The organism is Rahnella ecdela, from assembly GCF_019049625.1.
GTDB lineage: Bacteria > Pseudomonadota > Gammaproteobacteria > Enterobacterales > Enterobacteriaceae > Rahnella > Rahnella ecdela.
Genome location: NZ_JAFMOY010000116.1, coordinates 1 through 17,054 on the forward strand (window position 1 = coordinate 1; position 17,054 = coordinate 17,054).

The following is a 17,054-nucleotide window of genomic DNA, read 5'->3' on the forward strand; positions in this document are numbered from 1 at the left end:
CAGTAACAATGGCGGCAGCGACGGCGGTGGAAACACAGGCGGCGGTAATACTGGCGGGGGTAATACCGGCGGTGGAAACACTGGCGGTGGCAATACCGGTGGCGGGAATACCGGCGGCGGCAATACCAGTGGTGCTCCAACCCTGACGCTGGCGGCGTTCGCCAATGAAAATACCGTCAACCAGTCAGCTGCTCAAAGCACGCAAACCTTCAGCGGTACTTCGACCAACGCCGCCGCAGGCAGCACCATCGTGCTGACCATCAATGGAAAAACTTTCACCACCACCGTCGACGGCAACGGGAACTGGAACGTTCCGCTGTCTGCCGGTGAACTGCAAACGCTGGCGGACGGGACTTATGTTATTTCCGTTACCCTGACCAACACCTCTGGCGAAACCGTGACCAAAAGCGTCACCGTGGTGGTGGATACCACGCCGCCAACGCTGACTGTTGACCCGATTGATGGCGACAATGTGATTGATGCCAGCGAACATCAGCAACCTCTGACCCTGACAGGTACCGCCTCCGTTTCGGAAGCGGGCCGTTCTGTGGATGTGGTGCTCAACGGCGTGCATTACAGCGCGACCGTCGGCGCGGATGGCGTCTGGTCTGTGACCATTCCGGCGGATGTCGTTTCTGCCCTGGCGGAAGGTAATTACCAGCTGACAGCATCCCTGACGGATGCGGCGGGTAACTCGACCTCCACGCCGGAAAGTTTTGTCATCAGCGACAGCGCGGGCGTGCTGACCGTTAATCCGATTTCCGGTGACGGGCAGCTCAATGCCAGCGAAGCACAAAGCGCGCTGGTGATCACCGGCACGACGTCCAATGTGCCGGCCGGTACACAAATTACCGTCACGGTAGGCAGCACGGTGTATCAAACCACCACTACCGCGGGTGGCGGCTGGAGTCTGAGTATTTCCCCGGCTGATTTACAGGCGCTGGCCGACGGTTCGACGACCGTGACCGTCAGCATGGTGGATTCGCAGGGTAATACCATCAGCCAGAGCACCGATCTGAATGTCGCCATTCACGGCGTTCCGCCGACTCTGGATCCGGCATTCGGCGGTGACAATACGCTGGATGCCAGCGAGTCTGCTACCAGCCAGACGCTGACCGGCCACACCGGTCTGACCGGCGACGGTCAGACTGTGACCGTCACCATTGGCGGTCAGCAAATTACCGGCACCGTCGGGACTGACGGCACGTTTACGGTTACAGTTCCGCCATCGGTGCTCGGCACCCTGCCGCAGGGCAGCAATAATATCGTGGTCACCGTGACGGATCCGGCGGGCAACCACAACACCATCACCACTCCGGTGACTGTGGATACGGTTGCACCGACCCTGACGGTCAATCCGCTGGAAGGCGACGGTTACATCAGCGTGGCGGAAGCCGCCGCTGAAATGACCCTGACCGGTACGGCGTCGGTATCCGAAGCCGGTCGTCCGGTTGTCGTGACCATTAATGGCGTTGATTTTACGGGCGCGATTGTTCAGCCGGATGGCACCTGGAGTGTGAACATTCCGGCCGGTTCGCTGAGCAATCTCAGTCAGGATGTGACGGTCACCGCAACGCTGACGGATGCCGCAGGGAACGCCACCACCAATACCAGCACTATTCACGTTGCTTCTGATCCGGCCCTTCCGCCGCTGATCAGCGTGAATACGTTCGCGTCAGATAATGTAGTCGATGGTGCCGAGCGCCAGACTGCGCAAACCTTAAGCGGTACCACCACGCGCGTTGAAGCCGGGCAAATTGTCACTATTACCCTGAACGGCCACACCTATACGGCGACCGTCGGTGCCAGCGGAAACTGGAGCGTGATTGTTCCGGCGGCGGATATGATTGTGCTGGGCAACGGCCAGCAAACCATTACCGCGACTGTTTCTGATAAAGCCGGTAACGAAGCCACTCCGGGCACTGACACCTTTAACGTGGATACTGCGCAGGAAGGCATCGCCATTGATCCGGTGACCGGCGATAACGTCATCAACGTCACCGAAACCAATGACGGCATTTTGATCACCGGGACCACGCTGGGCGTCGCGCCGTTTGCGCTCGTGACGGTGACTTTCGGTTCTCTGATCCGCCTGGCGCTGGTTCAGCCAGACGGCAAATGGTCTCTGGCGTTGTCATCAGCAGATTTGCAATCTCTGGGTGCTGATCCGGCTGGTCTGCCGCTTTCCGCCAGCGTGCAGGCGCTGGACGGTACCACGCTGAATAACAGCATTTCTGTCGGCCTGGATAATCAGGCTCCTGTGCCAACCATTAACACGCCATTTGGCGACGGTTATCTGAATATTGTCGAAGCAGCCACGGCGGAAACGCTGAGCGGTACCACTGGCAAAACCGGTGACGGCCAGATTGTCACCGTCACCCTTGGCGGGCATACCTATAACGCCACGGTGGATGGCGCCGGTGTCTGGTCGGTCAGTCTGCCTTCTGCTGATTTGCAGGCTTTACCGGCAGGCAATAATGCGATTGTGGTGAATGTGACAGACAGTGCAGGGAATTCCGCAACGCTCAGCGGTACCGTCACGGTCGATTTAACTGCGCCAACCCTGACCGTCAATCCGGTTTCCGGTGATGGTTACGTCAACAGCGCCGAAGCGGCCGCAGATATTGCCGTGACGGGTACAGCGTCGATTTCTGAAGCCGGTAATACCGTGACTGTCACGGTAAACGGCCAGCCATACACCGGCATCGTGGCGGCTAACGGGCAGTGGACGGTGACTATTCCGGCAGGCGCCCTGGCAGGCGTGGCAGACGGACAATATCCGGTGACCGTACAACTCGCGGATGCCGCGGGTAACAGCACCACTATCACTTCTAATGTTCAGCTGGCAGCCGATCCGGCTTCAGCGCCGACCATCACCCTGAACGCCTTTGCGGGCGACAATATTCTCGACGGTGCAGAGCAGCAAACGGCTCAGTCTATCAGCGGGACCACGACGCATGTCGAAGCCGGGCAAATTGTTAACATTACTCTTAACAGCGTGGTCTACAACGCGACCGTGCAGGCCGATGGCAGCTGGAGCGTCAGCATTCCGTCTTCGGCGCTCGGCGCGCTGACCAACGGCTCATTACAAATTGACGTCGCGGTACTGGATAAGGCCGGAAATCAGGCTACCGGCAGCGAATCGTTCACCGTGGATAACACGCAAAGCGGCCTGTCTGTAAATCCGGTCACCGGCGATAACCAGCTCAATGCCCAGGAAGCGGCGGCGGGCGTTACCATCAGCGGGACCTCAGTTAATGTGCCGGTTAACGGCGTGGTGACGATAACGCTCAATGGCAAAACCTACACCGCAACTGTCGGCGTGGGTGGCGGCTGGAGCGCGCAGGTCTCTGCGGCAGATCTCGCCACATTGAGTGACGGCAAACACACCATCACCGTCAGTGCCACCGATGCCGTCGGGCAACCGGTCACCGGCAGCGATGTGCTGAACGTCATCATTCACAATCTGCCAAATGCCACACTCGATACGCCTTTCGGCGACAGTATTCTCAATGCCGCTGAAGCGGGCGTCAGCCAGACACTGACCGGGAATACCGGCGTTTCCGGCAGCGGCCAGACGGCTGTTGTGACCTTTGGCGGCCAGGATTACACCGCCGTTGTCGCCGCCGACGGTTCGTTCTCGGTGTCCGTGCCGTCATCGGTACTGACTGCCGTCGGACAAGGCCCGACAGCCGTGCTGGTTGCGGTAACGGATGCAGCAGGCAACACCAGCAACATATCTGTGCCGGTATCAGTCGATACCGTTGCGCCGGTTGTCACCATCACAACGCCGATCGCGGGCGACGGTACCATCAATGCGGCCGAAGCCGGGGCGATCATTCCGGTCAGCGGTACGGCGGGCGCGGGTGAGGCGGGCGATACCGTCACCATCGCGCTTGGCGGGCACACTTATACCGGCACGGTCGCGGCAGGTGGCGGCTGGACGGTCAACATTCCGGCCGATGCACTGGCAAACGTGGCGAACGGAACGTACACCCTGATCGCGACAGTCACCGATGCCGCAGGCAACGCAGGCACGGCGACCGCACCGGTCACTGTAAAAGCGGATCCGGCCTTACTGCCAACGCTGACTGTCTCCGCATTTGCAGGTGACAACACGCTCGATGGCGCAGAGCAGCAGACCGCGCAGGTGATAAGCGGCACCACCACGAATGTGGAAGCGGGACAAACCGTCCTCATCACACTCGGCACACTTCAGTACACCGCGACCGTGCAGGCCAGCGGCGCATGGAGTGTTTCTGTTCCGGCTGTCGATTTGCAAACACTCGGCGACGGTCCGGCGACGATCAACGCCACCGTGACGGATGTTGCCGGTAACCCGGCGCAGGGCAGCGATGCGATTACCGTCAACTCAACGCTTGGTGGTATTTCTATCGATACCATCGCCGGTGACAACAATATCAACGTGGCGGAAGCAGCGGCGGGTGTAAACATCAGTGGTTCGACATCCAATGTTCCACAGGGCACGACCGTGACAGTCAGTCTGGGTGGGAAAATCTACACCACTACGACCGACGCGCAAGGTAACTGGACTGTGCCGATCCCGGCGAATGATCTCAGTAGTCTGGCCGATGGCACCAGCCATGTGATTGCCACCACGATTTCAACCGACCTTGGCGCGGTGACCACGCAGCAGGATATTGGTATTTATACCCAACCGCCGGTACCGACCCTGAACCCGCCGTTCGGCGATGGTCAGTTAGGCACCGATGAAGCGGCTGCCGCACAGACTCTGACCGGTTCTACCGGGCTGACCGGCGACGGTCAGACGGTGACTGTGGTGATTGGCGGCAATACCCTGACCGGTAGCGTTGCGACCGACGGCACCTGGACTGTCACCGTTCCGGCGGGCACGTTAACGGGCGCAACGGAAGGCCCGACGCCAGTTGTGGTTAATGTTACGGACGCCGCGGGTAACCCTGGCACCATCACTGGTTCTGTGAATGTCGATTTCACACCACCAACGCTGACGCTTAATCCGGTCGCAACAGACAACGTGATCAACTCGCAGGAAGTGGCGGGCATCATCGAACTGTCGGGTACTGCCGATGTGGCGGATGCCGGTCGGATTGTCACCCTGCAATTTAACGGTCAGACCTATCAGGCGACCGTACAGGGCGATGGTTCCTGGTCAACTAACGTTCCGGCGGGCGCGCTGGCCGGTCTGGCAGACGGCAGTTATACGCTGACCGCGTCTCTGTCTGACCTGGCGGGCAATACCACAACCGTTCCGGAAACGTTCACCGTGGTCGCCGCGAATCCACCGGTACCTACCATTGAAACGCCATTCGGCAATACCTTCCTCAATCAACTTGAAGCGGGCACCGATCAAATCCTCACCGGCACTACCGGCGTGACGGGCGCTGGTCAGACTGTGGTCGTCAATATCGGCGGTGTGGATCATGCGGCGACTGTCGATGCGACAGGTATCTGGACGGTTAGCATCAGTGCGGCTGATTTGCAGGCGATAACGGAAGGCCCGCAAAACATCGTGGTCACGGCCACCGACAGCGCGGGTAACGAGGGCACCGCCAACAGCGCGATTACCGTGGACTACACGCCGCCTGTGCTGACCTTCGATCCGGTAGCAATCGACAACATCATTAATGCTGCGGAAACCTTGCAGCCGGTGGTGATCAGCGGTACTTCAGATATTCCTGATGCCGGACAAACCGTTTCTGTGGTGCTGAACTTCAACAATGTGACGTATACCGCAGTCGTTCAGCCAGACGGGACCTGGAGCTTCACGCTGCCAAGTTCTGTGGTGCAGGCGCTGGCCGACACCACTTACACGCTGTCAGCATCTATCACCGATGCGGCGGGGAACATCACCACGGGCGATCATAGCTTTACCGTCGATGCGGCGGCGGCTGATTTGCCAACGCTGACCATCACGTCTGTGTCGGGCGATGATTATATTAATGCGGTAGAAAAAGGTGCGGATATTCCGATCACTGGGACATCCACGAATCTTGAAGAAGGGCAGACGGTGGTCGTGACCTTTAACGGTAATGACTACAACGCTCTCGTGGGTGCGGATGGCACCTGGACGGCTACCGTACCGTTCGCGGATCTGGCCGCCTTGTCTGACGGACCGGTTACCGTGACGGCGACAAGTACCGATTTGAGCGGTAACCCGGCATCCGCCACTCACAACGCCACTGTGATTGCTCAGCCGGGCGACCTGCCGACGCTGACCATCAACGCGATTTCCGGCGATGATTACATCAATATCATTGAGCACAATCAGGGGATGACCGTCAGCGGCACCTCCACCCACGTTCCTGTGGGCGGCACCGTTACCGTGGTTATCACCGGTGAAGCCTTTACCGCGACGTATACCGCCACCGTGCAGGCCGACGGCAGCTGGAGCTTCCCGATGACGGCGGCTCAGGTTCAGGCGTTACCTGCGGGTAATAACACCTTCACCGCTACCGCAGATGACGTGGCGCAAAATGTCGCTACGGCAACGCATGATGTGGCCGTTGACACCGTTGCACCGTTACTGACGGTGACTGTGGATACCGGCGGTGATGACATCATCAATCTGGCGGAAGCGGCGCTGGGCATTCCGGTCAGCGGCACCACGGATCCAAACCTGACCGTGACCGTCACCCTCAACGGAAAAGAGTACACCACCACCGCAGACGGTACGGGTATCTGGAGCCTGACCATTCCGGGCGTGGATGTGCAGGCCATCACCACCGATGGCACTAAAACCATCGGTGTCAGCGTCACTGATCCTGCCGGGAATAACCTCACCACTTCGGCTGATTTCACGCTCTCCTCGCATGCGTTACCAACGCTGACGATTGGCGTGATTGCCGGTGACGGTATTTTGAATATCAGTGAAGCGGCTGGCGGTTTCAACCTGAGTGGAAGCAGTTCTGGTCTGGCACCGGGAACGGCTGTACAGGTTACGGTTCCGGGGCTGTTGGATCCTATTTCGGGTACGGTGAATCCCGACGGGCTTGGCTGGACGGCCACTGTGGCACCGGGTCTGCTCAGCGGGCTGACTACCGGTATTGTGCAGGTGACCGTGACGGCAGAAGATGTGGCCGGTAATCCGGCGTCTTCTACCGGCAGTCTGGATATCGAACTGTCTGCGCTGCCATTACCGACCATCAATACGCCGTTTGTGGATGGCATTCTTAATGCCGCCGAAGCGGCGGGTAATCAGCTGATTACCGGTACCACCGGCATTACCGGCGCGGGTCAGACTGTTCTGGTGACTGTCGATGGCACACCGGTACTGGCCACTGTCGCCAATGACGGCACCTGGACGGCAACTGTGCCTTCCGCCGTGTTGCTGGGGCTGACTGACGCACAGCACACCATCAGCGTGACGGCAACCGACAGCGCCGGGAATACCAGTGCGCCGGGAACCCTTGATTTCACTGCGCTGACGCATGTTCTGCCAGTGGCTGGCATTAACGTGCCATTCGGTGACGGCACTCTGAATTTCGATGAAGCGTCAGATCCGGCGGGGCAAACCATTACCGGTACTACCGGGATCACCAGTCCGGGGCAGACCGTCACCGTGGTCATCAACGGCAATGCGGTACCGGTTATCGTCGATTCCGCTGCGGGAACCTGGAGCGTTTCACTGACGTCGCCTGAACTGCTGGCCTTGCAGGACGGTACCTGGCCGGTTGTGGTGACGGTGACCGACAGTGCGGGTAACTCTTCTGTACTGCCGGCTTCGGTTGATGTGCAGATCCATAGCCTTCCTCAACCGACTATCGATCTGCCATTTGGTGACGGCACGCTGAATATTGCGGAATCAGCCGCTATTGGCGGCCAGACACTCACCGGTACCACCGGTGAAACGGGGGCAGGACAAACGGTCAGCGTGGCAATCGCGGGCATGACCGGCAGTCCGTTTACGGCAGCCGTCGATCCGGTAACCGGAAACTGGAGTCTGAACCTCACACCAGTTCAGCTGGCATCGCTCGGGCCATTGACGGCGTCGCATGACATTACCGTGACGGCGACCGATGCAATCGGCAACCATAACGAAGCCACCATCAGCTTTACGTCGCATTTGTCCGGGCCGGTACCTGTTATCAATGAGCCTTTCCTTGACGGTAGTCTGAATATTGTCGAAGCCGCGGGTGTGAACGTCATCACCGGGAATACCGGTATTACCGGCGACAACCAGAACGTGAAACTGACCATCGACGTAGGCGGCACCACCTATACCGCCACCGTCGATCCGACGACGGGTGACTGGGCGGTTAGTCTGCCTGCGGGCGTGCTGAATTCTCTGGGCAGTGGTACGCATGATATCAACGTGACGGTGACGGATGCGGCAGGCAACAGCACGCCAGCGACGCAGCCATTCACCAGCTACCTCACCGTACCGGATGTCACTATCAACACGCCGTTTGGCGATGGTTATCTGAGTGCCGCCGAAGCTGCGACAGCACAGACCATTACCGGAACGACCGGGCTGACAGGCGCGGGACAAACGGTGGTGGTCACCATAGGCGGTCAGACAATTCCTGGCGTGACGGTGGATGCGAACGGCAACTGGACGGCGCCTCTGTCAACCAGTGAAATCAGCGATCTGCCGCAGGGACCACAGCAAATTACCGTGACTGTCACTGACGGTGGTGGCAATACCGGTTCAGCGGCGACAGATGTCGGCATTGCTGTCACGCTGCTTCCCGCTGTCGCCGTCACGTCCTTTGCGGGTGCCGGTTTCGACCTGACCTATGCCGAAAGCCAGAACACGCAGACCATTACCGGTACCACGACGAACGTGCAGGCCGGTCAGCAGGTGACGGTTTCAGTCGGCGGCATCAGCCATCAGGCAACGGTGCTGGGGGATGGCACCTGGAGTGCGACCTTTACCCCTGCTGAACTGACTACGCTCAACAGTGCGGATACGATCACGGCGACTGTTAATGATCTGGCAGGTAACACGGCAAATCTGCTGGCGCCTCAGGGCATCACGGTTAACCTGACACCGCCAGTGACCCCAACACTGACCATCGATCCGGTCACCGGTGATAACATTATTAACGTGGCGGATGGCAATCCGGCGACTATCACCATTTCCGGTAAAACCATCAACGTGCCGGACGGCACACAGGTCTTCATAAACGTGGGTGCGGTTCCCCATACCGCAACTGTGGCAGGGAATATCTGGTCAGTCGATGTGGCGGCCAGTGAGTTTGTGAATGGTTCACAGACGGTCGTCAGTGCCAATACGCTGCTCCCTGTTATTACCAGCGCCACGCAAACCGTGCTGGTGGATACCACTGCGCCTACGGTGACCATCAATGCCTTTACCGGCGACGATGTTCTCAACAATACCGAGTCGAAATCTGCGCAGGTGATTACGGGTACGGCGGATACCGGTGACGTGGGGCGTGTGGTTGTTGTCACGCTGAATGGCAAAACCTACAGCGGTACCGTGCAGACGGGCGGCACCTGGTCAGTCAGCGTTCCGGCAGCCGATTTGCAGGCATTGCCACAAGGCGTCGGTAACAACACTATTACCGCAACGCTGACAGATGCCGCAGGGAATACAGGGAGTGCGACACCGCATCCGATCACTGTCGATACCACTGCGCCGTTGCTTGCGCTGGATGTGGTCGCCGGAAATAACGTCATTAATCTGGCGGAATCGCTGCTCAACGTACTGGTCGGCGGGACATCCAGCGGAGCAGACGGTCAGACGGTGAACGTCACTCTCGGCGGTGCGTCCATCGGTACGGCACTTATTCAGCCGGGCGGGGCGTGGTCGCTCAACCTGACGCCAGCGCAGTTGCTGTTGCTTAACGACGGCACGCTGACACTGGCGGCGACGGTAACGGATCAGGCGGGTAACACCACCAGCGTCAGTACCGGTCTGGACATCTTCTTCAACAAACTGCTCGCACTGAATGTGACCAGCGGTCTGGGGCTGACGGATGGCTTCCTCAATCTGGCGGAATCGCAGGTGGCGCAAACCATCAGCGGGACGGCGATTGGTGCAGGCGTGGGTTCTGTGGTCTCGACCGTCATCAACGGCACGCCGCTCTCGGCAATTGTCGGGGCTAACGGTGTGTGGTCGCTGAACATTCCGGCGGCGGTGCTCGGCGCACTGGGTGACGGTCAGCAGGTGCTGAATCTTAACCTGACCGATGCGGCAGGCAACGTGACAGCCTCCGTGCTGAATCTGGATGTCATTAAATCGCTGCCGGTGCTCGGCAATCTGGATCCTCTCTTCGGGGGTAACGGTCTGCTGAATGCGGCGGAATCTCTGCTGGCACAAACCATTGGCGGCGTCGCGACAGCGGTTGACGGTACTCAGGTTACCGTGACGCTCGGCGGCAAAACTTACAACACCACCGTGACGGCGGGGACCTGGAATATTCAGATCCAGCCGGGCGATCTGGGCGCACTGCTGGATGGCAACCTGAATCTGGGTATCACCCTGACAGACCCGGCAGGCAACACCTCTTCCACCAATATTCCGGTGGGGATAGCCATCCACAATCTGCCACAAGTGGTGCTCAACACCGTGTTTGGCGACGGCGTGCTCAGCATCGCCGATCTGCTGGTCAATCAGACGATCAGCGGTACCGTGTCGAATGTGGCAGCGGGTACAGCAATCGCGGTGCAGGTCGGTACGCAAACCATTAACGGCGTGGTGGATGCGACCGGGCATTTCCTGGTGACCGTTCCGCCGTCCGTGCTCGGTTTGCTGAGTGGCACAACCGCGGCAGTCAGCGTTACGGTGGCCGATGCCGCCGGAAACGTCGGATCGGCAGTGGCCAATGCGGTGCTGGATCTGGTGAAACCGGTCATTAACCTGACCTCGGTTCTGGGCGATGGCTTGCTCAGTGCTGCCGATGCCCTGACGACTCAGGTGATTGGCGGCACCGTCGGCGGCGTCGCGGCGGGCACACAGGTTCAGGTTTCGCTGGTCGGGAAAACCTTCCTCGGCGCTACCGACGGTACCGGCGCATTCAGCATCACCCTGCAACCGGGTGACCTGAAAGCGCTGGGTGACGGCACCTTCCCGGTCGTGGTTTCTGTTACCGATGCTGGCGGTAATACCAGCACCAGCAGCAGCACGCTGACTTCCATCATCAACGCAGTACCGAAAATTGTGCTGGATCCTGTTTTCGGTGCAGACGGCATTCTGAACGCGGCGGAAGCGCTGCTGACGCAAACCATCAGCGGTACGGTCACGAACGGGCATGTTGGCGAAACAGTCAACATTAATGTCGGCGGCGGCCTGATTAACCTGACGGCAGCCGTGGGCAGTGACGGCAAGTTCTCCGCTTCTCTGACACCGCTTCAGCTGGCCGGATTGCTGGACGGCAATCTGACCATCGTCACCACCGTGACCGATGCGGTGGGCAACACGGCGTCGAATACCGTGGGGCTGAATGTCGGTATCCACAATCTGCCGTCGATTATTCTTAATCCGGTCTTTGGCGATGGCGTGCTGAACGTTGTTGACCTGCTGACCGGCCAGACCATCAGCGGTATCGCGACCAACGTCGCGCAGGGTACGCAGGTGCAGATTTCCCTGAACGGCAAAAACTACCTTGCCAATGTGGGTGTCGGCGGCGTGTTCAGCGTGACGGTGCCGGTGACCGATCTGGGCGCCATTCTCAATGGTTCGCAGTCGGTCATCGCCAGCCTGGTGGATGGCTCCGGTAATACGGCGTCGGTCACCAATCTGCTGAACGTGGTATCGCAGTCTCTGCCAACCATTACGATCAACCCGCTGTTTGGCGATGGCCTGCTGAACGCGGCGGATGCGCTGCTGACGCAAACCATCAGCGGTACCACCACCAACGCGCAGGGCTCAACTGTGACCCTGAACGTCGGCGGTAATACCCTTACCGCGCTGGTGAAAGCAGATGGCACCTTCAGCGTCGCGGTTCCGCAACTGACGCTGGCGAGTCTGCTCGACGGCACGCTGAATGTCGGCGCGTCCATCACCAACGCCGCCGGTCACTCGACCAGCGGTAGCGCAACGGCAACGGTCGGTATTCACGTTCTGCCAACGTTGTCACTCGGCTCACTGTTTGGCGGCGACGGTTACCTGAATGCTGCCGAAGCGGGCGCTAACACCAACATTACCGGGACTTCAAACCTGCTCAACGGCACGGTGTCGGTCAGTATCGGTGGTGTGACGCACACCGGCACCATCACCAACGGTGCGTGGAGTGTGCCGTTTACCTCAGCAGAACTGAAAGGGCTGGCGGATGGTTCGACGCAGGTTTCTGTTTCTGTGGCGGATCTTGTGGGTAACACCGCAATTATCTCTAACCCGCTGAGCGTACTGACGCACGCACTGCCGCTGGTGGCGCTGAATCCATTGCTCGGGCTGACGCTCGGTGTGGTCGGCGGCATTCTCGGCGGTCAGGGTCTGACCCTGAGCGGGACCAGCCGCAACATCGCACAAGGTGGCCAGGTCAGCGTCACGCTGCTGGGCAATACGCTGGCAGGGACCGTGCAGGGGGATGGTTCGTGGACAGTAAAACTGTCCAGTGCGCTGCTGAGCAGTTACGGGCTGGTGGGATTACTGAACGCACTGCTCGGTGCAATTGTTGAACTGAAAGCGGTCGATGCGGCCGGTAACGGATTCGATGCGCACGTCGGGCTGACGGTCGGTTCTTCATTACCGGCTGAACCAGCAACGCTGATGGCAACGTCGCAGGCAGTGGACGATACCCATACGCTGGCGGCGGTTCACACCACCGATACCAGCACAACCACTGATACTTCTGTGACGCATGCTGCGAGCACGCTGACGGATCCGCTGGTCACTGCGGATACCACTGCTTCAACGACCACCACGCACGACGCCGCCACAGCTGACACCACCGCGCACGCGGACACGGCGTTCTCCATTGGCGGTGTGACCATCGACCTCACGGCAACTGACGGCGTGGCCATCGGTGGTGCGGGTGACGACACCATCTCGGTTCATACGCTCGATTTCTCGCAAATCGACGGCGGAACCGGTGTCGATACCTTACTGCTGGCGGGCACCAATCAGCATCTGGATCTGACCGTACTCGGGCTGAAAGTCGAGCATATCGACATCTTCGACCTGGGCACTTCCGGCACCAACAGCATCTCTCTGAATCTGCATGAGGCGCTAAACGTGAAGGACAATCCGACAGATGAAGTGATCATCAAAGGGGGCGAGGGCAGTCTGGTGAACCTGCAAATGGGCACCGACGGTGCATGGAACGAAACCGGGCAACGCACGGTGGATGGCCTGACCTTCGACGTTTATCACAACGCATCAATGGATGCCTCGAACACTCTGGGAGACGTTCTGGTGCAACACGGTCTGCACGTACAACAGAGTTAATGCTGTACGCCTCCCTCTGCGAAGGGGGAGGCGTAACACGCAAGCTTTAAAAAAAAACAAAAAAATCGGCGTAATTAAGTGGTGTCGGTAATGAAAAAAAAGAGAGTAATACGGCAAATCGCCGTTGTGTTGGGCACCTTGTGTCTGACGGGATTAACAGGGAATACGGGTGTGATGGCGGCGGAAAAACAGCCGGAATTTAACTGGCAGGCGGCACCCACGGAGGAAATGCGCGCCAGCCTGACGTTACGGGATGCCATTCTGCGGGCGTTTGCGCGTAATCCGCAAATTGCGGAAGCGGCGGCGCAAATCCGCGTGGGCGGCGGGAATCTGGATGCAGCGAAAAGTGCGTGGTATCCGCAGGTTTCATTACAAGGATCGGCGGGACAATCCCGGCAGACCTATTCTTCAGGCGATCAGAGCAGCAACGGTTCGGCGGGTATTCAGCTCAGCCAGCTGTTGTGGGACTTTGGCAAAACCAACGGCAGTATCGGTGAGCAGGAATATCTCTCGGATTCCTATCGCTTTTCTCTTTACAGCACCATGACCGACGTGGCGCTGAGCACCATGCAGGCGTACCTCTCGGTGAAACGCTTTCAGGCGTTAAGCGTTGCGGCGAAGGACAATATCGAATCGCTCACCCGCGTGAAAGATACCGCGAAACTGCGTTCTGACGCCGGGCTGAGTTCTCAGTCTGACGTGTTGCAGGCAGAAACCCGCATTGCCGGTATGCGCGCCACGGTAGAACAATACCGCGCGCAGGAACGATCCGCGCAGGCGCAACTGACCGTGCTGACGGGCGTTGTTTCGAACAACTTGCCGGATCTGCCGGAAAGTCTCCTCAATCAGAAAGTCACTCTCGACAAAATCCCTTACGAAAACAGCACGCTGGTGCGCGCCGCGCAGGCCAAGCAACAGGCGGCGATTGAGCAGGTCAATCAGGCGGAAGCGCAACACTGGCCGACGGTCAAAGTTCAGGCCGGTCGCACCCGTTATGACAATAACGGCACCACCGGTTCTTACTGGGACGACCAGCTCCAGCTGGCGGTAGACGCGCCGGTGTATCAGGGCGGTGCGGTCAGTGCCAAAGTCCGGGCGGCAGAAGGGCAACGGCAGGCGGCGCAGGCCGATGTCGAAAAAGCCAAGCTGGATATCAATCAGAAAGCCTCAACCGCTTACGCCGACATGATCGGCGGCCAGCAGCGGCAGGTCGCGGGCGAAGAGCAATATTCCAGCGCCACACACACCCGCAGCGTGTATCAGGACGAATACAAACTCAGTAAACGCAGCCTGAACGATTTGCTCAGCGTCGAGCAGGACGTATTTCAGGCAGACACGTCGCGCATTGGCGCGCTCTACGACGGGTGGGATGCCACCGTGCGTTACGCCGCAGCGGTGGACAATCTGGTCGATATGTTAGGCATCGACCGGCAGAAACAATCAGGTGACACCATCCCGGCGCTGTAAGGCGAAACAGGCCGTGGGAACCCAGAAGCATTCGATACCGAGGTTGAAATGAGCAACGAAACAACAACACCTTTGTCGATCGACGTCTGGATAAGCGCCATGGGGCGCGTGGCCGAAACATTCGGTAAGCCAGCAGATCCGCTATTTCTTCGCCAGCAAATGCGCTGGTTTGAACATCAGCCGCTGCGCCGTCAGCTCGACCGTCTGAGCGGTCTGATGGGATTACAGGTCGGCATGGTCAGCTGGAATCAGGTGCGCTGGCGTCAGGAAGTGTTGCCCGCCGTGATAACCCTGGAGCAGGGCGGCATTGCGGTGCTTGAGCAGTTACATGATGACGGCAAAGTGGATTACTGGCTGAGCGACGGCGGTGACCTGCTGCGTTCGGCGGAGCTGGTCACACTGCTGGAAGAAAGCGCTGGTCCGGTATTTCTGGTCGGTGTGGCGGCGCGCGGGCGCGATGAGCGTATCGATCAGTTTGTTCAGCCGCATAAAAAGCACTGGTTCTGGGAAAATTTTCGCGGAAGCGGTCGCAAAATCGCGGAAATCTCACTGGCATCCATTCTCGGTAACGTGCTGGCACTGGCCGGTATTTTGTTCTCAATGCAGGTTTATGACCGCGTTATTCCGGCACAATCTTTCCCAACGTTATGGGTGCTGTTCTTCGGCGTGGTGCTGGCGGCAGGCATGGAATACGTTATCCGCCTGATGCGCACGCTGGTGTCCGATCTGATGGGGAAGAAAATCGACCTCAAAGTGTCATCGCTGTTTTTCGTGCGGGCGATGAACATCAAAAATGATGACCGGCCAAAATCCACCGGTTCGTTTATCTCTCAGTTACGCGAAATCGATCAGGTGCGCGAACTGCTGACCTCCACCACCGTCAGCGCCGCCGCCGACATGCCTTTCGTGCTGCTGTTTCTCGGCATCATGTTTTTCATTGGCGGTCCGCTGGTGATCATCCCGCTGCTGGCGATCCCGCTGATTGTTATTCCCGGCATTCTGATCCAGTGGCCGATGGCCAAACTGGCGAAAGAGGGCATGCGTGAGAGCGCGCTGCGAAACGCGGTGCTGGTGGAAACTATCGAAGGCATCGAAGACATTAAAGCCCTGCAGGCCGAAGCCTATTTCCAGCGTCAGTGGGAACAGACGCATGAAGTCAGCGCGGCGGTCGGCATGAAACAGCGTCTGTGGGGCGCACGCCTGACCGGCTGGGCATCCACCGTCCAGCAACTGACGTATGGCGGGATGCTGGTGTTCGGGGTGTATCTGGTGCTGAACGGCGAGATCACCACCGGTACGCTGGTCGCCGCCAGCATGTTGTCGTCACGTACCATTGCGCCGCTGATGCAGCTGACGATGGTGTTTTCCCGCTGGCAGCACGCCAAAAGTGCCATGCACGGGCTGGATGAATTACTGAAAAAACCGGTCGACCGGCCTGCGGATGCACAGCTGTCGCATTGTCCGTCGCTCAGCGGTCATTTCAATGTGCGTAATCTGCAATACACCTACGACAAAGAAAATTCACCGAATGTGCTGGGGATCGGCCAGCTGGAAATCAAGCCCGGTGAACGGGTGGCAATCCTCGGTAAAGTTGGCGCGGGAAAATCCACGCTGCTGAAATTGCTCTCCGGTCAGGCCAGTCCGTCGCAGGGCAAAATCCTGATCGACGGCGTGGACATGACCCAAGTCGAACCGGCCGATATCCGCCGTCAGCTGGGATATTTATCGCAGGATTCGCGGCTGTTTTTCGGGACGTTGCGCCAGAACCTGATGCTTGGTTATCCCCATGCCTCGGACCAGGAAATGCTACAGGCGCTGCGCATCAGCGGCGCGCTGAGTATGGTGCAGGCCGATGCCTCGAGTCTGGATAAAATCATCAACGAAGGCGGGCGGGGACTTTCCGGCGGACAGCGGCAGATGGTGATGCTGAGCCGCATGATCCTGCGTAATCCGCAGGTGGTGCTGATGGATGAACCGACGGCGTCGATGGATGAACAGCTGGAAGAATATGTGATCCGCCAGCTTCACGCGTGGCTGGTCGGGCGCACGCTGATTGTGGTCACGCACCGCCCGGCGCTGCTTAAACTGGTGGACCGGATTGTGGTGATGGACAACGGACGGGTGGTAGCCGACGGACCGCGGGATCAAATCCTCGCGAAAGCGGCCAGCAATACGCCCGCTCCGGCTGCGGCCGTGGTGGCGGACAACAAACAAGGCGCAGCCTGAGCTGCTG

The 17,054-nt window shown here is 59.0% G+C and carries 3 protein-coding genes; all 3 read left to right on the top strand.

Annotated elements, in window-relative coordinates; translation table 11 throughout:
• Positions 1-148 precede the first annotated feature (148 nt).
• The 3 genes from J1784_RS06605 (at position 149) to J1784_RS06615 (ending at position 17,047) form a co-directional block, all read left to right on the top strand.
• Positions 149-13,354 (top strand): Ig-like domain-containing protein, encoded by a 13,206-nt coding sequence (locus tag J1784_RS06605; protein ID WP_238485423.1) that lies wholly within the window; start codon positions 149-151, stop codon positions 13,352-13,354.
• Between the two features lie 90 nt (positions 13,355-13,444).
• Positions 13,445-14,821 (top strand): TolC family outer membrane protein, encoded by a 1,377-nt coding sequence (locus J1784_RS06610; protein ID WP_217148516.1) that lies wholly within the window; start codon positions 13,445-13,447, stop codon positions 14,819-14,821.
• A 48-nt stretch (positions 14,822-14,869) separates the two neighbouring features.
• A complete protein-coding gene (locus J1784_RS06615) occupies positions 14,870-17,047 on the top strand; it encodes a type I secretion system permease/ATPase (RefSeq protein ID WP_217148517.1) in 2,178 nt (725 codons plus the stop codon).
• The last annotated feature ends 7 nt before the right edge of the window (positions 17,048-17,054 follow it).